This window comes from Vibrio sp. ED004, assembly GCF_023206395.1.
Lineage (GTDB): Bacteria > Pseudomonadota > Gammaproteobacteria > Enterobacterales > Vibrionaceae > Vibrio.
This window is the reverse complement of record NZ_CP066149.1, coordinates 2310794-2334765: the sequence shown is the minus strand read 5'-3', so window position 1 is coordinate 2334765 and position 23972 is coordinate 2310794. Positions and strand designations below refer to the sequence as shown.

Annotated in this window: 18 protein-coding genes; 4 read left to right on the top strand and 14 right to left on the bottom strand. The window is 45.3% G+C overall.

Annotated elements, in window-relative coordinates; all coding sequences use genetic code 11:
- Positions 1-49: 49 nt before the first annotated feature.
- The 4 genes from ITG10_RS10565 to ITG10_RS10550 all read left to right on the top strand — a co-directional run bounded on the left by ITG10_RS10565 (position 50) and on the right by ITG10_RS10550 (position 3743).
- A complete protein-coding gene (locus tag ITG10_RS10565) occupies positions 50-667 on the top strand; it encodes a TRIC cation channel family protein (RefSeq protein ID WP_048658038.1) in 618 nt (205 codons plus the stop codon).
- A 143-nt stretch (positions 668-810) separates the two neighbouring features.
- Positions 811-2004 (top strand): ISL3 family transposase, encoded by a 1194-nt coding sequence (locus ITG10_RS10560; RefSeq protein WP_248386384.1) that lies wholly within the window; start codon positions 811-813, stop codon positions 2002-2004.
- Between the two features lie 219 nt (positions 2005-2223).
- Complete coding sequence (locus ITG10_RS10555) at positions 2224-2805, top strand: flavodoxin family protein (protein WP_017629337.1); 582 nt, start codon at positions 2224-2226, stop codon at positions 2803-2805.
- Between the two features lie 92 nt (positions 2806-2897).
- The gene (locus tag ITG10_RS10550; protein ID WP_017629338.1) at positions 2898-3743 is read left to right on the top strand and encodes a LysR family transcriptional regulator; all 846 of its coding nucleotides are present in this window, start codon (positions 2898-2900) and stop codon (positions 3741-3743) included.
- Here ITG10_RS10550 and ITG10_RS10545 read toward each other — a convergent pair.
- The 14 genes from ITG10_RS10545 to murD form a co-directional block, all read right to left on the bottom strand.
- Positions 3694-4473, bottom strand: coding sequence for a TSUP family transporter (locus tag ITG10_RS10545; protein ID WP_017629339.1), 780 nt, complete (start codon positions 4471-4473; stop codon positions 3694-3696). The two genes, ITG10_RS10550 and ITG10_RS10545, sit on opposite strands and share 50 nt — an antisense overlap.
- 195 nt (positions 4474-4668) lie before the next feature.
- Positions 4669-7899, bottom strand: a complete 3231-nt coding sequence (gene carB, locus ITG10_RS10540) for a carbamoyl-phosphate synthase large subunit (protein WP_017629340.1) — start codon at positions 7897-7899, stop codon at positions 4669-4671.
- 16 nt (positions 7900-7915) lie between these two features.
- Entirely contained in the window at positions 7916-9070 is a 1155-nt protein-coding gene (gene carA, locus ITG10_RS10535; protein ID WP_010434758.1) for a glutamine-hydrolyzing carbamoyl-phosphate synthase small subunit, read from the bottom strand.
- 503 nt (positions 9071-9573) lie between these two features.
- Positions 9574-10398, bottom strand: coding sequence for a 4-hydroxy-tetrahydrodipicolinate reductase (gene dapB / locus ITG10_RS10530; protein WP_026084086.1), 825 nt, complete (start codon positions 10396-10398; stop codon positions 9574-9576).
- Between the two features lie 92 nt (positions 10399-10490).
- On the bottom strand, positions 10491-10889 hold the full coding sequence (gene mutT / locus ITG10_RS10525; RefSeq protein WP_017629342.1) for an 8-oxo-dGTP diphosphatase MutT: 399 nt from the start codon (positions 10887-10889) through the stop codon (positions 10491-10493).
- A 334-nt stretch (positions 10890-11223) separates the two neighbouring features.
- Positions 11224-13950 (bottom strand): preprotein translocase subunit SecA, encoded by a 2727-nt coding sequence (secA, locus tag ITG10_RS10520; protein WP_248386383.1) that lies wholly within the window; start codon positions 13948-13950, stop codon positions 11224-11226.
- Between the two features lie 388 nt (positions 13951-14338).
- The gene (lpxC, locus tag ITG10_RS10515) at positions 14339-15256 is read right to left on the bottom strand and encodes a UDP-3-O-acyl-N-acetylglucosamine deacetylase (protein ID WP_010434751.1); all 918 of its coding nucleotides are present in this window, start codon (positions 15254-15256) and stop codon (positions 14339-14341) included.
- A gap of 96 nt (positions 15257-15352) precedes the next feature.
- A complete protein-coding gene (gene ftsZ / locus ITG10_RS10510; protein ID WP_017629343.1) occupies positions 15353-16582 on the bottom strand; it encodes a cell division protein FtsZ in 1230 nt (409 codons plus the stop codon).
- Between the two features lie 31 nt (positions 16583-16613).
- Entirely contained in the window at positions 16614-17882 is a 1269-nt protein-coding gene (ftsA, locus tag ITG10_RS10505; protein ID WP_010434747.1) for a cell division protein FtsA, read from the bottom strand.
- Positions 17875-18654, bottom strand: coding sequence for a cell division protein FtsQ/DivIB (locus tag ITG10_RS10500; RefSeq protein ID WP_026084087.1), 780 nt, complete (start codon positions 18652-18654; stop codon positions 17875-17877). The genes ftsA and ITG10_RS10500 overlap by 8 nt, the downstream gene beginning before the upstream one ends.
- Before the next feature lie 191 nt (positions 18655-18845).
- Positions 18846-20306: a UDP-N-acetylmuramate--L-alanine ligase gene (murC, locus tag ITG10_RS10495; RefSeq protein ID WP_017629345.1), complete on the bottom strand. Its 1461-nt coding sequence runs from the start codon at positions 20304-20306 to the stop codon at positions 18846-18848.
- A gap of 13 nt (positions 20307-20319) precedes the next feature.
- Entirely contained in the window at positions 20320-21381 is a 1062-nt protein-coding gene (gene murG, locus ITG10_RS10490) for an undecaprenyldiphospho-muramoylpentapeptide beta-N-acetylglucosaminyltransferase (protein ID WP_017629346.1), read from the bottom strand.
- A gap of 12 nt (positions 21382-21393) precedes the next feature.
- Positions 21394-22590 carry a cell division protein FtsW gene (gene ftsW / locus ITG10_RS10485; RefSeq protein ID WP_017629347.1) on the bottom strand — a complete coding sequence of 399 codons (1197 nt, stop codon included), beginning with the start codon at positions 22588-22590 and terminating at the stop codon, positions 21394-21396.
- Between the two features lie 22 nt (positions 22591-22612).
- Positions 22613-23929, bottom strand: coding sequence for a UDP-N-acetylmuramoyl-L-alanine--D-glutamate ligase (gene murD / locus ITG10_RS10480; protein WP_017629348.1), 1317 nt, complete (start codon positions 23927-23929; stop codon positions 22613-22615).
- Positions 23930-23972 lie beyond the last annotated feature (43 nt).

Below are 23972 nucleotides of genomic sequence, written 5' to 3'. Positions count from 1 at the left end.
TTCGCCACCGACCTGTCCCTACAATTTTAACTATAAGAGCACCAGTATCATGGACTCCATGCTGCTTTATATTATCGATTTATTTGGCACTGCCATCTTTGCTATTTCTGGCGTTTTTGTCGCAGGCCGTCTTAAGATGGACCCCTTTGGCGTAGCCGTTCTAGGCAGTGTAACCGCGATTGGCGGCGGTACTATTCGTGACATGGCATTGGGTGCAACTCCAGTGTTTTGGATCACTGACACCACCTACCTTTGGGTAATCATCATTACCTGCTTGCTAACCATGATCATTGTAAGACGTCCCAAGCGTCTGGCGTGGTGGATACTGCCAGTATGTGATGCAATAGGCCTAGCGGTATTCGTGGGTATTGGTGTAGAAAAAGCGCTGATTTACCAAGACTCTGCATTGGTGGCCATTATCATGGGTGTCATCACCGGTTGTGGTGGCGGTATTATTCGTGACGTGCTTGCCCGTGAAGTGCCGATGATCCTAAGAAGTGAGGTCTACGCGACCGCTTGTATTATTGGTGGCGCTTTCCACACCATGGCAATCAGCATGGGTCACGACTCAGAAACGGCATTTTTAGCCGGTGTATTCTCAACGCTGCTGATCAGGCTTGGGGCTATTCGCTGGCACTTATCACTGCCGACGTTCGCCATCAAATAAGCTAGCGCTACACAATTGATTAAAGGCTCCGTAAGGGGCCTTTTTTAAGGTTCATCGCGGATTAGCGGGAACTAAAAACAAAAACGGTAGTAAGTGATATGGTTTAGTCGCCAAACAAAAATCATACACAAACTACCGTTTCCATGCCGAATCATACTTTCCTATCTTCATTCTGGGAAGGCTTTCAAATAGTAAAGTCTCACCAGACAGCATCACTTATTACCCTTACTCTTAAACCTAACTCTGAGGCTAAATGCCTTTGTGGTCTCGAGGCAGAAGCTATCCATGAATATCAATGGCGCAATGTGAAAGAGGCCATGTTACTCGGTGTTCCTGTTGAACTTTCCGTTCAAACACGAAGGGTTAAGTGTAGTGACTGCGGCATAAAAACAGAGTCGCTATCTTGGTTAGAGCCTTATGCTCGTATAACGAAGCGCCTAAAAAGCTATATAGAACAACTTTTACCCCTTCTTCCCATTAAGCATATTTCTCAGCTAACTAGCGTTCATTGGCACACCATTAAAGAGATAGATAAACGCCGACTTAGACAAGTGATACCGCCAGTGAAATGGGAGGGACTAAAACAGCTCGTCATGGATGAGTTCGCCATCTTTAAAGGACATCGGTATGCCACTGTCATCGCTGATGCTAAGACTCACCAAGTCATTTGGATAGGGTTAGGCCGTAGCCGCAAGGACATACGACCGTTCTTCGAGCAGTTAGGCAAGCATGGCAATAATATCGAGGCGGTCGCGATGGACATGAATACGGCTTTTGACCTTGAAGTTCAAGCGCACTGCCCGAACGCAAAAATCGTTTACGACTTGTTCCATGTTGTAGCTAAGTTCGGTCGTGAGGTAATGGATAGAGTCAGAGTCGACCAAGCCAATAAACTCAAGCAAGATAAAAAAGCGAGACAATGGGTCAAACGCTCACGCTGGGTGTTGTTGAAGAACAGAGGCAACTTAAATACTCGGCAAGACAGCTATCTTACCGAAATATTGAATATCAATAAGGACTTGATGACCACTTATATACTCGGAGCCCAACTCAAAGAGCTTTGGTATTGTGAGTCAGAAAGGCACGCTAAGGGGCTCTGGGATGCGTGGTATGAACAGGTACAAGAGAGTGGAATTAAACCATTGAAAGAGTTTGCACGAAAACTGAGTCCTTATCTTCACGGCATTATCGCATCGGCAAGTTACCCGTTAAACACCTGCACACTGGAAGGGATAAACAACAAGATAAAACTAATCAAGCGAATGGGGTATGGGTATCGAGATACAGACTACTTCTTCTTGAAGATAAAAGCGGCTTTCCCCGGAAAGCCGCGATGAACCTTTTTTTAATTCTACTTCATCTTCTAATTCACTCATAAACATCAGTCATTAAATACGAATTCCTCAATTTCACTTTCCAAAGTCCCTCTCTCGTTTCCAAATTTCAATCCAGTTAATAATGTTTTTTGTTTACTTATCTAATTACCAGACTATATTAGTAAACAAATTACTTTATAAATATATTTACTTACTAATGCTAACTACGAGGGTTTAAGGATGAGCAGTAATAAAATTGGAATTGTTTTCTTCTCCAAATGCGGGGCAACCAAGCAAGTAGCAGAGCTCATCGCAGAAGGCTTAAACTCTCAAATGCCTAGCTCGGCATTGCTCATCGAGGTTCTCTCGTCTGAAATCATTGAAGGAAGGTATGACAATGACGATAAGCTCACAGCATTAGACCACTGTGATGCGATTGTCTTTGGCGCGCCAACTTACATGGGGTCACCCGCTGCCCAGTTTAAGAGCTTTATGGACGCCAGTAGCGATACCTACGGTAAGAAAGCATGGAGAAACAAACTCGCTGCAGGCTTCACCACTGGCGGTAGTCTCAACGGAGAACAGCAGCAAACCCTATTCAGCTTTTTCACTCTAGCTTGCCAACATGGCATGATTTGGGCAGGGCTTGATGTATCTAAGCACATCGACGACCTAGGTCTGAATCGCACTGGTTCGAGCATTGGCTTGGTTGCCAGTGTCGACGAGGATCCAAACTCGACAAACAACAGCGTTAATGCGAATGACCTAAAAACCGCTTTCTATTTTGGTCAACGCATCGCGAGCTTGGTTCAAAGTTCGTAGCTTGTTTGATATCTATGAGCTCAAGACTAGAGAATGAATGTTGTTTGAGGTAAGTTGAAACAATCATTCCCAACTTTCATGAATATTACTAAATGCTACTCGAAGGAATCGAAACTCTATTGGCATTGAGTAAAGCAAAGACGATGAGCCGTACCGGCAGTTTGCTTTATATCAGCCAATCAGCGGTCAGCAAACGGATTGCAAATTTAGAAAAGAAGCTAGGTAAAAAGCTCATCGAACCGAGTGGCCGACAGATAAAGCTGACACCGGATGCGGTTGCATTGATCGAGAGTATTGGTCCTACGTTCAATGAGCTTCGTGGTCTTATTTATGAACAACAAGAGTTGGAAGATACTACTTTCATCACCTTAGACAGCTCTAAATCTCTAATAGCGGGCTACTTAGGTGAGATGATGGGGCAATTTATCCAGCAAGATAAATACATCACCATTACCACCAACCACACGCCAAGAATCATAGAGCGAGTGCAATCAGGCAAGGCAACTCTAGGGTTGTGCGCAGGCTTATTGCCACCGCATCATGGATTGATGACTTTCCACCTGTTTGATGAGCCGTTTTACATTGTGAGTAAGCAGCCACTCACGGCTCTTCCTCCATTGGTCATTACCAACGATATGACCAACCCTGCTAACTCTTATCAATTATCTGTGTTAGAAAAATTCGGCATCAAACCCTTGATGGAGATGGATGCCTACACCGCAGCGGCGCAACTTGCATTGGGCGGGACTGGGCCAGCGTTAATCCCGCTCTCTATCGTAAAAACACTCAATATAGAGCCTCAATACTTGTATAGCTTCCCTGAATTAGTAGGCTTAATTCGACCGATTCATATCTGTGTGAGACCAAATAGCTATCAGTCTCCGAGAGTTAAAATACTGATAGAATCCATTGTTGATGCTGTTCCCAAAGCAATTTAGAAGCCATTAGCATCGACATTACGATCACAAAGGGGCGAATCCATTTCTGCCCTTTTGTCACCACGACTTTAGCGCCAAGCTGAGCTCCCATAAAGCCACCAACCGCCATCACTAATCCTAACTCCCAAATTGGCAAACCAGCCAAAATAAAGAAGATCAGTGCAGCGATGTTCGAGGTGAAGTTCAGTACTTTGGTACGTGCCGTAGCATCGACTAATGAGAAATGACCAATCGCAACAAAACAAACCGTAAAGATTGAGCCTGTACCTGGTCCAAAGAAACCATCATAGAAACCAACACCGCCGCCCACACATAGCGCAAACATCGCCTCAGAGATCTTTTGTTTTCCTTCAGAAGCTCTAGTTTGTGGTGCTAATAGGAAATAGAGAGAGATAGCGATAAGCAACAGTGGGATCACACTGGTCAGAAGGCTCGCATCAATGTACTGCACTAATTCTGCACCAATCGCAGAGCCTATAAAGGTACAAAAGATAGCGAGGCGCATCTCCTTAATACTGACGATACCGTTACGTACGAAGTACCAGCTCGCTGAGAAGCTGCCAAATGAGCTTTGGAGTTTGTTGGTCGCCAGTGCTTGCGTGGGTGGCACTCCAGCCGCGAGCAATGCAGGTAGAGTCAACAACCCACCGCCGCCAGCCATTGCATCAATAAAGCCCGCTGCCGTTGCAACAACAAACAATATAGCCAATATTTCCAGAGTGATTTCCATATACCCAACGCCTTAAATTCTTGTGTAGCGACAAGTTACCACCCTGAGCAAACGAACAACAACGAAACACAAGATTCTAACCTATTCCTGATTTTCATCATTTAACACATGCTATTTAACAGGCATAAAAAAGCCCACTCCGGAGAGTGGGCTTTGAGCATTTATATCCGCTTAACAGCGATACACTTTAGGCGATTAAGCTTGAGAAGCTTTAACCTGTGCGTGTAGCTCTTGAACTGAAGTTACTGACGTCTTCGCGTCTGCAGTGTGCGCCATACAAGTCGCGAATGCAGCGTTTAGCGTAGTCGTGTAGTTAACTTTCTCAGCCAATGCGCCACGACGAAGTACTTTAGAATCTTCAATCGCTTGACGACCAGCAGCTGTGTTCACGATGTACGTGTACTCGTTGTTCTTGATACGGTCAAGAATGTGAGGACGACCTTCGTGTACCTTGTTTACTAGACGTGGGTTGATACCCGCTTCGCCAAGGATAACTGCTGTACCGTGTGTTGCGTCTAGCTGGTAACCAAGCTTAGATAGCTTAGATGCTAGGTCAACAACACGCTCTTTGTCGCCTTCGCGAACAGAAAGAAGTGCACGGCCGCCTTCTGGGTAGATGTTGCCACAACCCAATTCAGCTTTAGAGTATGCTTCTGCGAACGTCGCGCCAACACCCATAACTTCACCAGTAGAGCGCATTTCTGGGCCTAACAGTGGGTCAACACCAGGGAACTTGTTGAATGGAAGTACAACTTCTTTCACTGAGTAGTAAGGTGGGATGATTTCTTTCGTAAAGCCTTGAGACTCTAGCGATTGACCCGCCATTACACGAGCTGCAATCTTAGCGATTGGCGCGCCAGTTGCTTTAGATACGAATGGAACCGTACGTGCTGCACGAGGGTTAACCTCGATTAGGTACACTTCGTTGTTCTTAACAGCAAACTGCGTATTCATCAGACCACGAACACCCAACTCGAACGCTAGCTTTTCAACTTGCTCGCGCATTACGTCTTGGATTTCTTGGCTTAGCGTGTATGCAGGAAGAGAACATGCTGAGTCACCAGAGTGAACACCCGCTTGCTCGATATGCTCCATGATACCGCCGATTACAACGCGCTCACCGTCACAAATCGCATCTACGTCTACTTCAACAGCGTCGTCTAGGAAGCTATCAAGTAGTACTGGAGATTCGTTTGATACGCTAACAGCTTCATTGAAGTAGCGACGTAAATCTTGCTCGTCGTATACGATTTCCATCGCACGACCACCAAGTACGTAAGAAGGACGTACAACAAGTGGGAAGTCGATTTCGCGAGATTTCTCAACCGCTTGCTCCATTGTTGTTACTGTTGCGTTCTCTGGCTGAAGTAGGCCTAGACGGTCTACAGCAACTTGGAAACGCTCACGGTCTTCTGCACGGTCGATTGCGTCTGGGCTAGTACCGATGATTGGTACACCAGCAGCTTCAAGAGCACGAGCCAGTTTAAGTGGCGTTTGACCACCGTACTGAACGATAACGCCTTTTGGCTTCTCAACGCGAGCGATTGCTAGTACATCTTCCAGTGTTACTGGTTCGAAGTACAGACGGTCAGATGTATCGTAGTCTGTAGAAACAGTCTCAGGGTTACAGTTAACCATGATAGTTTCGTAGCCATCTTCACGTAGTGCTAGTGATGCATGTACACAACAGTAGTCAAATTCAATGCCTTGGCCGATACGGTTTGGACCGCCGCCTAGAATCATGATCTTGTCTTTGTCTGTTGGGTTCGCTTCACACTCGTCATCGTAAGATGAGTACATGTAGGCTGTATCTGAAGAGAACTCAGCCGCACACGTATCTACACGCTTGTAAACTGGGTGGATATCGTATTGGTCACGTAGACGACGGATTTCGCTTTCCGCTACACCTAGAATCTTAGATAGGCGTGCATCAGCAAAACCTTTACGCTTAAGCTTGTTTAGCTCGTCTTTGTTCAGACCAGCAAAGCCTTTCGCTTTCAGTTCTTGCTCTAGCTTAACGATGTCTTCGATTTGAACTAGGAACCAACGGTCGATTTGCGTTAGGTTGAATACACCATCTACAGACATACCAGCACGGAATGCGTCAGCGATGTACCAAATACGCTCTGCGCCAGCTTCTTTTAGTTCATGACGGATAGTCGTTAGAGCATCAGGTGCATCTAGGTCTACCATTTCGTCAAAACCAGTCGCGCCAACTTCTAGGCCGCGGAGTGCTTTTTGTAGAGATTCTTGTTGGTTACGGCCGATAGCCATAACTTCACCAACAGACTTCATTTGAGTCGTTAGACGGTCGTTAGCACCAGCAAATTTCTCGAAGTTAAAACGAGGAATCTTAGTTACTACGTAGTCGATTGTTGGTTCGAATGATGCTGGCGTTGCGCCGCCAGTGATGTCATTCATTAGCTCGTCTAGCGTGAAGCCAACAGCCAGTTTCGCTGCAATCTTAGCGATTGGGAAACCTGTAGCTTTAGATGCTAGTGCTGAAGAGCGAGATACACGCGGGTTCATCTCGATGATAACCATACGGCCATCTTTCGGGTTGATACCAAACTGTACGTTTGAGCCACCTGTTTCAACACCAATCTCACGCAGTACTGCTAGAGATGCGTTACGCATTAGTTGGTATTCTTTGTCTGTCAGCGTTTGAGCTGGAGCCACAGTGATTGAGTCACCTGTGTGAATACCCATTGGGTCGAAGTTTTCAATCGCACATACGATGATGCAGTTGTCGTTTTTGTCACGAACCACTTCCATCTCGTACTCTTTCCAACCGATAAGTGATTCATCGATAAGAAGTTCGTTAGTTGGAGATAAATCCAAACCACGACGACAGATTTCTTCAAATTCTTCTTTGTTGTAAGCGATACCGCCACCAGTACCACCCATCGTGAACGATGGACGAATGATACAAGGGAAGCCAACCATGTCTAAAACTTTGTAAGCTTCTTCCATCGTTTTCGCAGTATCAGCAGTTGGACACTCAAGGCCAATTGCTTTCATTGCTTTATCGAAGCGTGAACGGTCTTCTGCTTTATCGATAGCGTCAGCCGTTGCACCAATCATTTCAACACCGAACTCTTCAAGAACGCCGTGCTTTTCTAGGTCTAGAGCACAGTTCAATGCAGTTTGGCCACCCATAGTAGGTAGAACTGCATCAGGCTTCTCTTTAGCGATGATGTTACGCACAACTTCCCATTGGATAGGTTCGATGTAAGTTGCATCGGCCATGTCTGGGTCAGTCATGATTGTCGCTGGGTTCGAGTTTACAAGAATAACTCGGTAACCTTCTTCGCGAAGCGCTTTACAAGCTTGAGCACCAGAGTAATCGAACTCACATGCTTGGCCGATAACGATCGGGCCAGCACCTAGAATAAGAATACTTTTAATGTCAGTACGTTTTGGCATTGTCTACTACTCCGAATTACGCTGTGTGCTGTTTGATTAGTTCAATAAAGTGGTCGAATAACGGCGCTGCGTCTTCTGGACCTGGGCTTGCTTCAGGGTGACCTTGGAAGCTGAATGCTGGTTTGTCTGTACGGTGAATACCTTGTAGAGAACCATCAAATAATGATTTGTGCGTTGCACGTAGTGTCTCTGGAAGGGTTTCTTCGTCAGCAGCAAAGCCGTGGTTTTGCGAAGTAATCATCACAACATCACGATCTAAATCTTTAACCGGGTGGTTTGCACCGTGGTGACCAAACTTCATCTTCACTGTCTTAGCGCCTGACGCAAGAGCAAGAATCTGGTGACCTAGACAGATACCGAAGATTGGTAAGCCTTTTTCTAGGAACACTTTTGTCGCTTCAATTGCGTAAGTACATGGTTCTGGGTCACCAGGGCCATTTGAAAGGAAAACACCGTCTGGGTTCAGAGCTAGTACTTCTTCAGCAGAAGTTTCAGCTGGAACAACCGTTAGGCGGCAGCCGCGGTCAACAAGCATTCGTAGGATGTTTCGTTTTGCACCGAAGTCATAAGCAACAACGTGGTATGGCAATTCAGAGTCTGCTTTCGCTTCAGGAAGTCCCCCCGTAAGCGTCCACGAACCTTGTTTCCATTGATACGCTTCTTTTGTTGTAACTTCTTTCGCAAGGTCCATACCTTTCAGGCCAGGGAATTCTTTTGCTTTAGCTAGAGCCAAAGCTTCGTCTAAGTTTCCGTCGTTTACTGAAGAGCCAGCTACAATACAACCGTTCTGAGCGCCTTTTTCACGAAGAATACGCGTCAGCTTACGTGTATCGATATCAGCGATACCAACAACGTTTTGCGACTTAAGGTAATCAGAAAGGGATTGTTCATTACGGAAGTTAGAAGCGATAAGAGGGAGATCGCGAATCACAAGGCCTTGAGCGTGGATTGAAGAGGATTCTTCGTCTTCGGAATTGGTTCCGGTATTGCCAATGTGAGGGTAAGTAAGGGTAACGATTTGTTGAGAATAGGAAGGATCAGTGAGGATTTCTTGGTACCCCGTCATCGAGGTATTAAAAACGACTTCACCAACTGCAGAACCTACAGCGCCAATGGCTTCACCGTGAAATACTGTCCCATCTTCTAGGACGAGTAGTGCTGACTTCTTCAAGACAACCTCCAGAAATAAAAATGCATTAAAATTGATTTAATTTGCAAATCTACCTTCCTGCAACACCAGAAACTGCGTGTTTATGGAAATTAGACAAATTGGCGGTATTTTAGTGATGTGCGTGATACGTGTCAACATTTAACGCAAAAGAAATTAAACATTTGTAAGGACTAATTCAATTTACGCCATCAAAGCTTCAAAAGTTTAACTTTCATGCTCATTTCGGCCGAATATTACGATTTTCTAATTTTCACCCCTCATTTTGACCAACCATAGAGTGATAAAAATATCAGCAACAAAACGCAATCGATAAATACAAAGAGAAAAGTTCGCAATTTAAAGATCTAAAACAAAAAACACACTATAAGCATTAAAAAACAAAGTTAAATAAGGAAAAGTCGACGATCAGAAGAAACTAAAGGGAGGTTTGTAAAAGGGATATTACGAAGGAAAATGTACCAAATAAAGAAAGCGCCGGCAATTGCCAGCGCATAAATATCTATTTACAGGTCATTCAAACCTAGGACATCAGTCATGGTATAAAAGCCGGCTGGTTTATCATTTAACCAGACTGCAGCCTTGATTGCGCCATTAGCGAAAGTCATTCGGTCCGTGGCTTTATGAGTAATTTCGACTCGCTCACCGATATCAGCAAACATAGCGGTGTGTTCACCAATAATGTCACCGGCACGAATAGTAGCGAAACCAATCTCATCTTTCGTACGCTCACCAGTAATACCTTCACGTGACCATACGGCTACATCATTAAGCTCATTGCCCATCGCACCAGCAATCGCTTCGCCCATGCCAATCGCTGTACCAGAAGGAGCATCGACTTTATGACGGTGGTGAGCCTCAACGATCTCAACATCACAGTAATCGCCCATCACTTTAGCGGCCTTTTCTAGCAGCTTAAATACCAGGTTCACACCGACACTGTAGTTAGGTGCCATTACGATAGGCATCTCTTTTGAAGCCGCATCAATCACCTGTTTCTCTTCTTCAGAGAAACCCGTCGTACCAATGATCAGCTTTTTACCGTGACGTTTACAAAGTTCAATATTCGCTAATGTGCTAACAGGGGCAGTAAAATCGACAATCACATCAAACTCTTCGATGGCTTTAGACAAGTCATCCACTAGAGCGACATCAAAACGACCTTCACCACATAACTCGCCAACATCAACACCAACCAAAGATGACTCTGGACGCTCTGAGCCAGCACCAACACTTGCTTCTGAATTATGATGAGCGGCTTTCACCAAGTTGCGACCCATGCGGCCCGCTGCTCCTGCAATTGCAATTCTTACCACTGCGAATATCTCCATTGTTTTGGTTACCGTTGCCACTTATCTCTTGCAGCAACGTTCATTCGATTAATCTCTTTAAACTAACAACAATCTCAAACTCAGGCTAGCAATTACGAAAACTCTTTTACCACTCGCTCTAAAATTGGCACATTTGCTTCAGGGAAGGCGTATTGATTCAATGATTCTAGGCTTACCCATTCACCTTGTTGACCTTCTTTGCCATAAGGCTGCTCTTCAAAATCGGTCACAAGGATGAAATCAAACTTAAGCGACTTATCGGTGTAATCAAATTCAAGGTGTTCAAACAGAGACTGTTCTGTCACCTTAATGCCAACCTCTTCATCCAACTCACGAGTCATTGCTTGTTCAATGGTTTCGCCCGCTTCAACCTTGCCGCCAGGGAACTCCCAAAAACCGCCCTTATGCTTGTCGTCTGGGCGCTTAGTGATAAATACCTGTGACTTATCTTGGTTAAAGATAATGCCCGCTACAATATGGATTCTTTTCATGTGATGGTGTTCCTTAATAAAACGCTTAACTCACATAGTCCCTGAATACGTCATCCTCAAGAAGGAGGAACGACTGAGTTGGGGATCTAAAACAACGTGAGCCTAACTAAACGAGATTCCCTATTACGCTCGTTTCTCGCTATAGGGAATGACGACTTCCTTGTATAACAAAGTAAGCCATGAAATTTACATACAAAAAGAGCCGCCTAAGCGACTCTTTTTATCAAAACTATATTAAGGCAAAGCTGTATTGGTTGAGAACGAGGCGACGACGCGGAGTTTACAAGTGTAAATGAGCATCGCCGACGAAGTTATCAGCCACTACAGCAAAGCATTAGTCAATTTTACCGTGACACTGTTTGTATTTTTTGCCACTACCACATGGGCATGGTTCGTTACGACCCACTTTACGCTCATCACGTACTACCGTTTGTGGAGATGCTGCTTCAGCTTCATCATCACCCAACTGATTTTCAGCCGTTGCATGTTGTGCTTGTGCACGACGCGCCGCTTCTTCAGCTTGAGCTTGACGTTGAGCTTCCATCTTTTCTACTTCTTCTTGTTGCTGAACGCGAACTTTAGAAAGGATGGTAATAACATCTGATTTCAGTACTTCTAGTAGACCTTCAAACAGCTCAAACGACTCGCGCTTGTACTCTTGTTTCGGGTTCTTCTGAGCGTAACCACGTAGGTGGATACCTTGACGAAGGTGATCCATAGCAGCCAAGTGCTCTTTCCAAAGGCCATCTAGCGTTTGTAGCATTACAGATTTCTCGAAGTTACGTAGTACTTGAGCACCAACCACTTCTTCTTTCTGTTTGTAAGAATCAACCGCCATACCTAGGATACGTTCGCGCAGTGCTTCTTCGTAAAGCTTGTCGTCTTCGTCCAACCAACCTTGAATATCGAACTCTAGATCGAAGTCGTTCTTCAGGCGATCTTGCAGACCAGCGATATCCCACATATCTTCAAGCGATTGAGGAGCAATGTACTCATCGATAACCGAAGTAAACACGTCTTCACGGTTATGTTCGATCATTTCGCTGATGTCGTCAGAACTCATCAGTTCATCACGAAGCTCATAAACCACTTTACGTTGGTCATTGGCTACATCATCGTACTCAAGAAGCTGCTTACGAATATCGAAGTTACGACCTTCAACTTTACGTTGTGCTTTTTCAATTGAGCGAGAAAGCATCTTAGATTCGATCGCTTCGCCTTCGTCCATACCACTTTGGATAAGACCTGCCATACGATCTGATGTGAAGATACGTAGCAGTGAGTCTTCCATTGATAGGTAGAAACGAGAAGAACCTGCATCACCTTGACGACCAGAACGACCACGTAGCTGGTTATCGATACGGCGAGATTCATGACGCTCAGTACCAATGATGTGCAGACCACCTGACTCAAGTACTTTATCGTGGATTACTCTCCAGTCAGCTTTGATCTTATCGATCTGCTCTTGAGTTGGGTTATCTAGCTTCTCAACTTGTGCCTGCCAGCTGCCACCTAACACGATATCGGTACCACGACCGGCCATGTTCGTTGCGATAGTTACCGCGCTTGGCGTACCCGCTTGTGCAACGATCTCAGCTTCCATTTCGTGGAACTTAGCGTTTAGAACGTTGTGCTTAATTTTTGCTTTTTTCAGTGCGTTAGACAGTAGCTCAGATTTCTCGATAGAAACTGTACCAACCAATGATGGCTGACCAGCAGCAACACGGTCTTTAATGTCTTCAATGATCGCATTGAACTTGTCTTCTTCAGTACGATAAACCACATCTGGCATATCGTTACGAACCATAGGCTTGTTGGTTGGGATAACCACAGTTTCTAGGCCGTAGATAGACTGGAATTCGAAAGCTTCTGTATCGGCTGTACCTGTCATACCTGACAGTTTTTCGTATAGACGGAAGAAGTTTTGGAAAGTAATCGATGCTAGCGTCTGGTTTTCATTCTGAATCTTCACACCTTCTTTCGCTTCAACAGCTTGGTGTAAACCTTCAGACCAACGACGACCTGGCATTGTACGACCAGTATGTTCATCAACGATAACGACTTCGCCGTCTTCAGTAACGATGTAGTCTACGTTCTTCTCGAACAATACGTGTGCACGAAGCGCTGCATTAACATGGTGCAGTAGGCTGATGTTTGTTGGAGAGTAAAGCGTGTCACCCTCTTCCATCAGACCGTTTTTCACCATTAGCTCTTCTACAAATTCTTGACCGTTTTCAGTCAGGTGAACCTGCTTCGATTTCTCGTCCATGGTGTAGTGACCTTCACCACGGTACTCTTCAGAATCTTCTTTATCTTGGCGCTCAAGGTTAGGAATTAACGTGTTAATACGCGTGTAAAGATCTGAGCTATCTTCAGCAGGACCAGAGATAATTAGTGGAGTACGAGCTTCATCGATTAAGATTGAGTCAACTTCATCGACAACAGCAAAGAAGCGTTCGCGTTGAACACGGTCTTCAGCACGGAAAGCCATGTTGTCACGTAGGTAATCGAAACCAAACTCGTTGTTTGTTCCGTATAGGATGTCAGCTTGGTACGCTTCTTTTTTCTCTGGCGGAGCCATGTTTGGCACGTTCACGCCAACCGTCATACCAAGGAATTCAAATAATGGGCGGTTTGTTTCCGCATCACGCTTCGCTAGGTAGTCGTTCACCGTTACTACGTGAACACCTTTGCTAGGTAGGGCGTTAAGATAAGCTGGTAAGGTTGCTGTAAGAGTCTTACCTTCACCAGTACGCATTTCTGCAATTTGGCCAGCATTTAGAACCATGCCACCAATCATTTGCACGTCAAAGTGACGCATGCCGTAAACACGCTTAGACGCTTCACGTACCGTAGCAAATGCTTCCGGTAGAAGTTGGTCTAGCGATTCACCTTTGTCTAAGCGCTCACGAAACTCAACCGTTTTTGCTTTTAGCTCTTCGTCTGAAAGTGCTTCAAACGTTGGTTCGTAGTTATTAATTTCTTTTACAATTTTTCTAAGGCGGCGCAGTGTTCTGTCATTGCGACTGCCAATTACCTTTGTCAGCAGCTTAGTAATCATGTGCTTGGAATCTCTTCGTTCTCAGATCGTCCGCGATCTATTTTAAATGCCGTCAGTCTCTACTAGCTATGAACTAGTCTTCAGTTACTAACCAAGGATACTGAGATAAATCTAGTATCTTTGATATTGTACTTGAGAGTAGAGTTTTCAAGGCTTGAGTTAAAATTAATGCCCTTTAGTGTAAGTAATTTTCACACCAACGACCATTTATAACCCCATTTGTTTGATGTGCTTGGAACTTTTCTTTCTAATTGCTGACGGATTAGCCAGACTGTAGCCCATTGGTAGTCAACTTTCGGATGTTGACGACACTGTATCTGGAAAATAGATACAAAAAAACCAGGTCAATGACCTGGTTTTCGAAATCTTATATTGTTGTAAACAACAATTACGCTAGAACCATTCCTGGCTCAGCAAATGCAACAGGAGAGCCTACTTCTTCTTCGAATGTTGCCCATTCCCAAGCTTCTGCGTCAGCAAGTACTGCACGTAGTAGTTGGTTGTTTAGGCCGTGACCTGATTTGTATGCACGGAACTCACCAATAATAGCGTGTCCACACATGTACAAGTCACCAATCGCATCCAGTACTTTGTGAGTTACGAACTCATTGTCAAAACGCAGACCTTCTTCATTAAGAATTCGGTATTCGTCTAGAACGATAGCGTTATCGAAGCTACCACCAAGTACTAGGTTTTGAGATTGTAGATACTCAATATCGCGCATGAAGCCGAAAGTACGAGCGCGAGAGATTTCTTTCACAAAGCCTTGTGAAGAGAAATCAAACAACAAACGTTGCTCATCAGATTCAATTGCTGGGTGGTTAAAGTCGATCTCAAAGTCCATACGGAAGCCGTTAAATGGAACAAACTCTGCCCATTTATCGCCATCTTCAAAACGGATAGGCTTTTTGATACGAATAAAACGCTTCGCTGCATTCAGTGTTTCTACACCCGCTTGCTGTAGCAAGTATACGAATGGGCTTGCGCTACCATCCATAATTGGGATCTCTGGTGCATCTACTTCAACAATAATGTTGTCGATGCCCATGCCCGCTAGAGCTGCGTTAAGGTGTTCCACTGTAGAGATACGTACGCCTTCGTCATTAACAAGAGCAGTACATAACATAGTGTCACGAACTGATGCTGGATCAGCTGGGAAATCTACAGGTGGATTTACATCTGTACGACGATAAACAATGCCTGTATTTGCAGCTGCCGGGCGAAGAGTAAGTGTGACTTTACGACCAGAGTGGAGACCCACACCAGTTGTTTTCACAATTTCTTTCAGAGTACGTTGTCTGATCATCTGCTTGCCTCGTTATCAGTGCTACAAATCACGGTCAGTATTTACCGACCGCGAATTTTACCATTAATTCGACTATAGTCAAATTTTGGGTGTTTGTTAATCAGCCTGACGTCGTAAGAATGCTGGAATATCTAAATATCCACTCTCTTTCTCAGCTTTAGGTGCTGCACTTTGGCTAGCGCCTGTACCTGAAGAAACAGGTGACGTTGTTGGCTGTGGCTTAACTTGAGGTTTAACCTCAGTTTTTTCTTGCAATGGCGGTGCCACTTTCTCTTCCACTTTTGGTGCAGTTTGAGCCGCTACCTGTGGTTGAGGAGTTGGTGCAACCTTAGCTTTACCACCAGCAACTAAAGTAATGTCTGGTTTTTTCTCTGTACCGATACCTGTTGCAACAACAGTTACACGGATTTCATCCGTCATATCAGGGTCTAGAGAAGTACCAATCACAACTGTTGCGTTATCAGATGCGAATGCCTTAACTGTGTTACCTACTGTTTCGAACTCATCTAGACGCATATCTAGGCCTGCTGTGATGTTCACAAGAACGCCACGTGCACCAGCTAGGTCGATGTCTTCTAGTAGTGGGCTAGAAATTGCCGTTTCAGCAGCTTCTTCAGCACGGTCTTCACCTTTTGCGATACCGCTACCCATCATTGCATGACCCATCTCAGACATTACGGTGCGAACATCCGCGAAATCGACGTTAATCATACCAGGGCGAGTAATTAGCTCAGCGATACCTTGTACAGCGTTTTTAAGTACATCGTTTGCACTTGCGAAAGCTTCTAGCAGTGTTACGCCGCGGCCAAGTACTTTAAGTAGCTTTTCATTTGGAATCGTAATTAAAGAATCCACATGCTTAGAAAGCTCTTCGATACCTTGCTCAGCAAACGCTAAACGCTTTTTGCCTTCAAAGCTGAATGGCTTAGTTACAACAGCAACCGTTAGCACACCCAACTCTTTCGCAACTTCAGCAATAACTGGAGCAGCACCTGTACCAGTACCACCGCCCATACCAGCTGCGATAAATACCATATCGGCGCCAGTTAGAACTTCTTTAATTCTTTCTCGATCTTCGAGAGCTGCATCACGGCCTACTTGTGGGTTTGCACCAGCGCCCAAACCTTTAGTGATATCACCACCAATTTGGATCACGCTGCTCACGCTTGTTTTACGAAGTGCTTGGGCATCAGTGTTAACACTGATGAATTCTACGCCTTCGATTGATTCACGTACCATGTGCTCAACAGCGTTACCGCCACCGCCACCAACTCCAACGACTTTAATTACTGCATCGTCAGACATTTCCATCATCGGTTCAAACATGTGTTATCTCCGTTTTTTCCTGCAACTCAGGTTAAAACTCTTTTTGTATCCAATTACGCAATTTGCCAAATAAACCAGACATAGAAGGTGCTGAACGCTTAGGTTCGCTGTAATCACCTTCATCACTGATCTGACAATCTCTTGCGTAATGAAGTAAACCAACCGCCGTAGAATGATACGGCTCTTTAACATAGTCAGTTAAGCCACTAACTTCTAATGGCTTACCAACTCGAACTTGATTGCGGAAAACACGTTCCGCACACTCTACCAATCCGTCAATTTGTGCCGCTCCACCAGTGAGAACGACGCCAGCTGCAAGGTGGTGTTTAATACCTTCATCTCGTAGCTGTAATTGAACCGTATCAATAGTTTGGTTAACGAGCCCCATAAGTTCAGTGTAACGTGGTTCAATCACTTCCGACAAAGTTTGTCGTTGCAAACTTCTCGATGGGCGACCACCAACACTTGGGACGTTAACAGAGTCATCCTTGCTTACGAGTTCACTCAGAGCGCAACCATGGTTTACTTTTATCTCTTCAGCATCGCTCACTGGCGTGCCGAAAGCGAAGGCAATATCACTGGTTACTGCATTTCCTGCGTAGGAAAAGACTTCTGTGTGTCGCAGTGCGCCGCCAGTCCAAATGGAAATATCCATCGTACCCGCGCCGATATCCACCACACATACTCCAAGCTCTCTCTCGTCTTCAGTAATTACCGCATTACTTGAGGCAAGTCCTGAAAACACGATCTGTTCTACTGTGAGACCACATCGTTCAACAGCTTTAATAATGTTTCTCGCCATGTCGCTATGGCAAGAAATTAGGTGAACGCTGACTTCCATTCGAACACCAGATAAGCCAAGTGGGTTCTTAATCCCTTCTTGATAATCAATGGTAAATTCTTGTGGGATCACGTGCAGAATTCTCTGCTCATCACCTATTTTAATTGATTTCGCGGTATGGATCGCTCGATCCATATCGTCTTGGGACACCTCTTCATCAGAGATAGTACCCATGCCTTTTTCAATTCGGCTTGCGATATGTTTGCCCGATAGCGAGATAAACACATTGCTGATTTGGCATTCCGCCATCAACTCTGCTTGATCAATAGCTCGCTGAACCGACTTAACTACCGACTCTAGGTCGTTTACACCACCTTTATCCATACCTCTGGATGGGCTTTGCCCAGAACCAATGATATTGATTTGACCATCAGGCAATATTTCACCAACCAGAGCTGATATGGTCGCAGTGCCTATATCAAGACCAACGATTATGTTGTCATCTGCGGTCTTAGTCATCTGTACTCTCTTCTAACTCTTGCTCTGGAAACCAGCCTACAGCGGCTCCCGTATCATACCTGAGGTCGATGTAGCTCACTTGATTCGCCTTACTACCTAACTCGTTGTAAAGCGAAATGAAGCGTTCAACACGCTCATCTAAGGAATCTTTACCTAGTTCTAAACGGATACCGTTATCTAGGATTATTTGCCAAGCGCGACGCTCATTGAGAACGAGCGAGGTAACGGTTAACCCAAGACTGTTAATCAAAGGGGTTATCTGTCGCCACTTTTCTATCACTTCTTGACTGGTGCCGTCTGGGCCGTAAAGCTTAACTCTATCGCCCTTTAATAGGCCGATATCACCATTGAACACCTGACCATCGTCATTCAGCAGCATGTTGCCGTTCCAGATTGCTGCCGCATGGTACTCAGTCAAAAATACTTTTATTGTGTCTGGCCACTGCTTACGAATAGAGACAACAGATACCCAAGGTAACGCTTCTAAACTGTCTTGCAACACGCCGATGTCTTGCGACATAAATGTTCCAATGTGTTCAAGCTCGCCAAAGGCATGTTGAACATCACCAGCGGTTACGTAAGTTAAGTCGCCTTGAAGTACTATTTTGGAGAGAGGCAATCGCTGATCGTCCCACATCCAAGTCAGTGTGGTATAGAAAAGAAACCCAATGAATAGCAATACCATGACAAAAAAAGACCCGCCTAAGGCGTGTTTCTTGAGCGATGGTAAACTGAATAGGTGGCGGTTTTCGCTAAAAGTACTTTCTACCAAAGCCCGCATTCCCTGTCGTTGGTTCGCAATTCTATTCCCTATCTTCGTAATAGAGGTAAAAGCACTTACTTTAACCTATGAATTATACTGAGCAAAATCAAACTATCAAACGTTGATAATAAGATTTTTGGTCAATTTTAGGTCAATCGCAAGAAGTGAGCGATCGACCACAGTATGTAGACGCTATTCTGTTACGCGTTCTGCATTTTATTAATGTCTAATTGTAGCGATTCAAGTTGCTTAGCTACACGACCAACATCACCTGCACCCTGTGTTAAAACAAGGTCGCCGCCTTGAATTACGTTCGCTAGAACCGATGGCAGAGTGTTGATATCAGCAACAAAGATTGGATCAATCTTACCACGCCCACGAATAGTTCGACTTAGTGAACGTCCGTCAGCCCCTGCAATTGGTTTCTCACCTGCTGAATACACATCTAATAAGATTAAGACATCAACCTGTTCAAGAACGTTCGCAAAATCATCATACAGATCACGCGTTCGGCTGTAGCGGTGTGGTTGGAAGATCATCACGAGACGTTTGTCAGCCCAGCCACTGCGAGCCGCTTGAATCGTCACATCCACTTCCGTTGGGTGATGACCGTAATCATCGACCAACATCGCCACGCCTTTACCCGTTTCGTACTCACCAAGGTGATCGAAACGACGACCAGTACCTTCGGTTCCCGCCATCGCTTTTAGAATCGCTTCATCGCTGATGTCGTCTTCAGTCGCAACCGCAATCGCCGCAGAGGCATTCAATGCGTTGTGGCGACCTGGAATGTTCAACGTGATATCTAAGTTCGCTTTACCTTCACGTACAACCGTAAACTTGCCTTGTTGACCTTCTTGTACGTAGTTTTCAATACGGATATCTGCATCTTCTGAGAAACCGTAAGTAATCACTTGGCGGCTTACCTGAGGGATAAGTTCACGTACAACAGGATCATCTACACACATCACAGCCTGACCGTAGAACGGCAGGTTGTGTAAGAAATCAATAAACGTCTGCTTTAACGTTTCGAAGTCACCGCCGTAAGTATCCATATGATCCGCTTCAATGTTAGTTACGATACTAACCATAGGTTGCAGATGTAAGAATGACGCATCACTTTCATCGGCTTCAGCGATAAGGATACGGCTCGAACCTAAACGTGCGTTTGTGCCTGCACTTTTCACCAAACCACCGTTGACGAAGGTTGGATCTAAGCCCGCTTCAGAATAAATCTGTGTAACCAAAGCCGTTGTTGTTGTTTTACCGTGCGTACCTGCCACAGCAATACCATGACGAAAACGCATCAGCTCAGCCAGCATTTCTGCACGACGAACGATAGGTGTGCGCGCTTCACGAGCAGCAATAATCTCTGGGTTTTCTTCGTTGATAGCGGTTGATACCACCACCACACTTGCATCGGCAACGTTACTTGCTTGGTGACCAATGTAAACGGTAGCGCCCTTGCTAACTAAACGATCTGTCACTGGATTTTGAGCAATATCAGAACCTGTGATTTGGTAGCCTTCATTTAGCAGGACTTCAGCGATCCCGCTCATGCCTGCACCACCAATACCAATGAAGTGGATAGATTTAACACGGCGCATCTCTGGCACCATTGCACGGATTTGCGCTAAGTCTTGGGTATGTTCAATCGTCATCAATTCAATCTCATTATTTTGCTAAAGCTTTAATCGCTTCAGCGACGGTCACATCAGCATCAAGCTTGGCTGCTTGACGAGCTTTTGTTGCCATCATTTTTAATTCATTTCTATCAAGCTCGGCGATCGTGTTCGCTAGCTTATCAGCCGTCAATTGAGGCTGTTCAATCATTAACGCTGCGCCACACTCAACTAAGTGATCGGCGTTCAGCGCTTGTTGTCTGTCTTTGTGCATAAACGGAACAAATATAGAGCCCACACCCGCCGCAGACACTTCTGATACGGTTAATGCACCTGAGCGACACACTAATAGATCTGCCCACTCATAAGCTTGCGCCACATCATCAATAAATTCAGTCACTTGAACATTATCTACAGAATGTGATTTGTATTGCTCAATGACTTGTTGTTGGTTGTTCTTGCCCGCTTGGTGCATCACAGTGAAGCCTTCGCCAAGCTGCGCCATAGTCACTGGCAAGGTGTCATTTAGGATCTTAGCGCCTTGGCTACCGCCCATCACCAAGATGCGAGTATCGCCGTCACGCTCCGCCATGCGTTGCTCTGGTTCGGCTAAGGCAACCACATCTTCACGTACAGGATTACCTACAACTTCCGCAGTAGGAAACGCACCAGGGAAAGCTTGGAATACCTTTTTAGCAATTTTAGACAGCCATTGGTTAGTTAAACCTGCCACTGCATTTTGCTCATGCAGTACCACTGGAATGCCAGACAACCATGCCGCGATACCGCCGGGACCACTTACGTAACCGCCCATACCAAGCACCACATCTGGCTGCCATGCTTTGATGTGCTGCCTTGCTTGAAGTATGGCATTGATAATCTGGAACGGCGCTTTAATTAGCTTGCTAATACCTTGACCTCGAAGGCCTTTCACTTTGATGAAGTCGATCTCAATGCCATGCTTTGGCACTAAATCCGCTTCCATTCTGTCTGCGGTTCCTAACCAGCGAATTTTCCAACCTTGCTGCTGAAGCTTTTTAGCTACCGCTAACCCTGGGAAAACGTGACCGCCAGTACCACCAGCCATCACTAAAAGTTTTTTGTTTTGTTTCATCACGTTAGATTCTTATTCTACTAATTCGTTTTGATTGTCGGCTTGTTCTTTTTGTTGTATCCGGCATTCGTGATCGATACGCAGCAGCATAGAAACCGCCACCGACATCACGATAAGACTTGAACCACCATAACTGATCAATGGCAAGGTTAGACCTTTAGTTGGAACAATACCTGAAGCAGCGCCTACGTTAACAAGCGTTTGAAAAGCAAACCAAATACCAATACCGAAAGCCAAATAGCCACTGAACACTTGATCGTTATCGAAGGCTTTTTTGCCAATAAGAATGGCTTTAAACACCAAGCTAAAGATCAGCATCAGCACTAAGGTAACACCAACGAAACCGAGCTCTTCTGCCAATACAGCAAATACAAAGTCAGTGTGTGCTTCCGGTAGATATTCGAGTTTTTGAATTGAGTTGCCAAGCCCTTGCCCCATCCAATCACCACGACCGAACGCCATCAATGATTGGGTTAACTGGTAGCCACTGCCGAACGGGTCATTCCAAGGTTCCCAGAAAGAGGTCACACGTCGAACACGGTAGGGTTCTATGACAATCAAGCCAACAACAGCGGCAATGCCTGCCACCATCAAGGCAATAAACTGCGAAAGTTTTGCACCGGCGATAAATAACATGCCGAACAGGGTAACCAGCATTACGACTACGGTACCTAAATCGGGTTGACCGAGCAGCAACACAGCAAAGGCGCCAAACACCATGATAGGTTTACCGAAACCACCGAAGAAGGTTTTCCTTACTTCGTCTTGTTTTCGAACCAAGTAGCCCGCCATAAAGATAAACAGTGATAACTTAGCGACTTCGGCTGGCTGAAGGTTAAATAGGCCGAGAGGGATCCAACGCGATGCACCGTTAACCGACTTACCGACCGCTAATACCACGATCAGCAAGAAGAAGGACAGGCCCAATAGGTACATACTGTACTGAAACCAGCGCTGCATCGGAATCTGCAATATGACGCTGGACACGCCTAATGCCAACACAAGGAATATGGCATGACGGAACATAAAGTGAAACGGCTGATCGGTTAAACGAGCACTGATTGGGAACGAAGCCGACGTTACCATCACCAAGCCCGTCAGCATCAGTCCAAGAGCAATCCAAACCAATTGACGATCGTAGAGCGCCTCTGGTGTGGCGCGGTTAAGCCATTGCCAAATAGATTGATTGATCTCTTTCACTCTTTGCACTGAATGTTAGTCCTTCAACACGTTAGGCAAACTCATGAGCAAGTTCAGTGAACGCGTCACCTCTCGCCATGAAATTATTAAATTGATCGAAGCTCGCGCACGCAGGAGACAGCATCACCATATCTCCAGCAACCAGTTGTGGTGAGATAGATTCGATTATCTGCTGCATGGTCTCGAACTTTTGTGCTGATGGATGCAGCGGCATAAATTGCGCAGCATCTTCACCGAAGCAACACAACTGAACACGATCTAGTTGCGCCAATACAGGTTTAAGCTCGCTAAAGTCAGCACTTTTACCAACACCGCCAACCAAGAGATACAAAGTACCTTTGTATTCTAAACCAGACAGAGCCGCTAATGTACTCGCTACGTTGGTTGCTTTTGAATCGTTAACCCATTTGATTTCGCGCTTGTCAGCCACCACTTGGCAGCGGTGCGTCAAACCGTTGTAGGCTTTCAAAGCGTCAAGGCTTTTACTGTAATCGATGCCAACTTGCTTCAATAAGGCTAATGAGACTAACGCATTCGCCACATTATGACGTCCAACCAATGTTAAATCTTGAGTAGCAAGTACTGGTTTACCGTTATCGATTAACCATTCTGTACCATCAATAATTGATACACCAAACTCTTGGTCATCGAGTCCAAATGTCACCAATGGCATTGTGTGGTCTGGGTTAGTCTCTTTATCTTCGCGATTTACAATCGCACACTGCGCGTTATTGAAGATTCTTAACTTAGCCTCGCGGTAGTCAGCCATGCCTTGATAGCGATCCATGTGATCTTCAGACAGGTTCAAAAAGGCTGCCGCTGCAAGGTTCAGATTCGATGTGGTCTCTAACTGGAAGCTTGATAGCTCAAGCACATATAAATCTGCATCAAGTTCAAGAAGGTCTAAAACCGGAATACCAATATTGCCACCGACACCAACGTTAAGGCCTGCCGCTTTAGCAAGCACACCAGTCAAATCCGTCACGGTACTCTTGCCATTTGAACCAGTGATCGCCACGACGGGTTTATTCACCGCCCAGCCAAACAACTCGATATCACCGACAACAGGCGTACCTGCTTGAAGCACGTCTTGAATTTCAGGGGTTGCTAAGGCGATACCTGGGTTAGCTACCACTAAATCAGCCTCAGCCAACCATTGGCTATTCCAGCTTCCAGAATGCAGTTCTACCGATTCAGGCAAAGACTCTCTGCCCGGTGGTAGCTCTCGCGTATCAATGACCTTCACATGAGTGTGAGGTTGATATTTTACGAGATGTTTAACGACAGAGAGCCCGGTAATACCGAGCCCCACAACCACTACATTTTGAATATTTTGCCAACGTTCCATTTAAACAAGATGCTCTTAATAGTTTTAAAGAGCCTCTACTCAG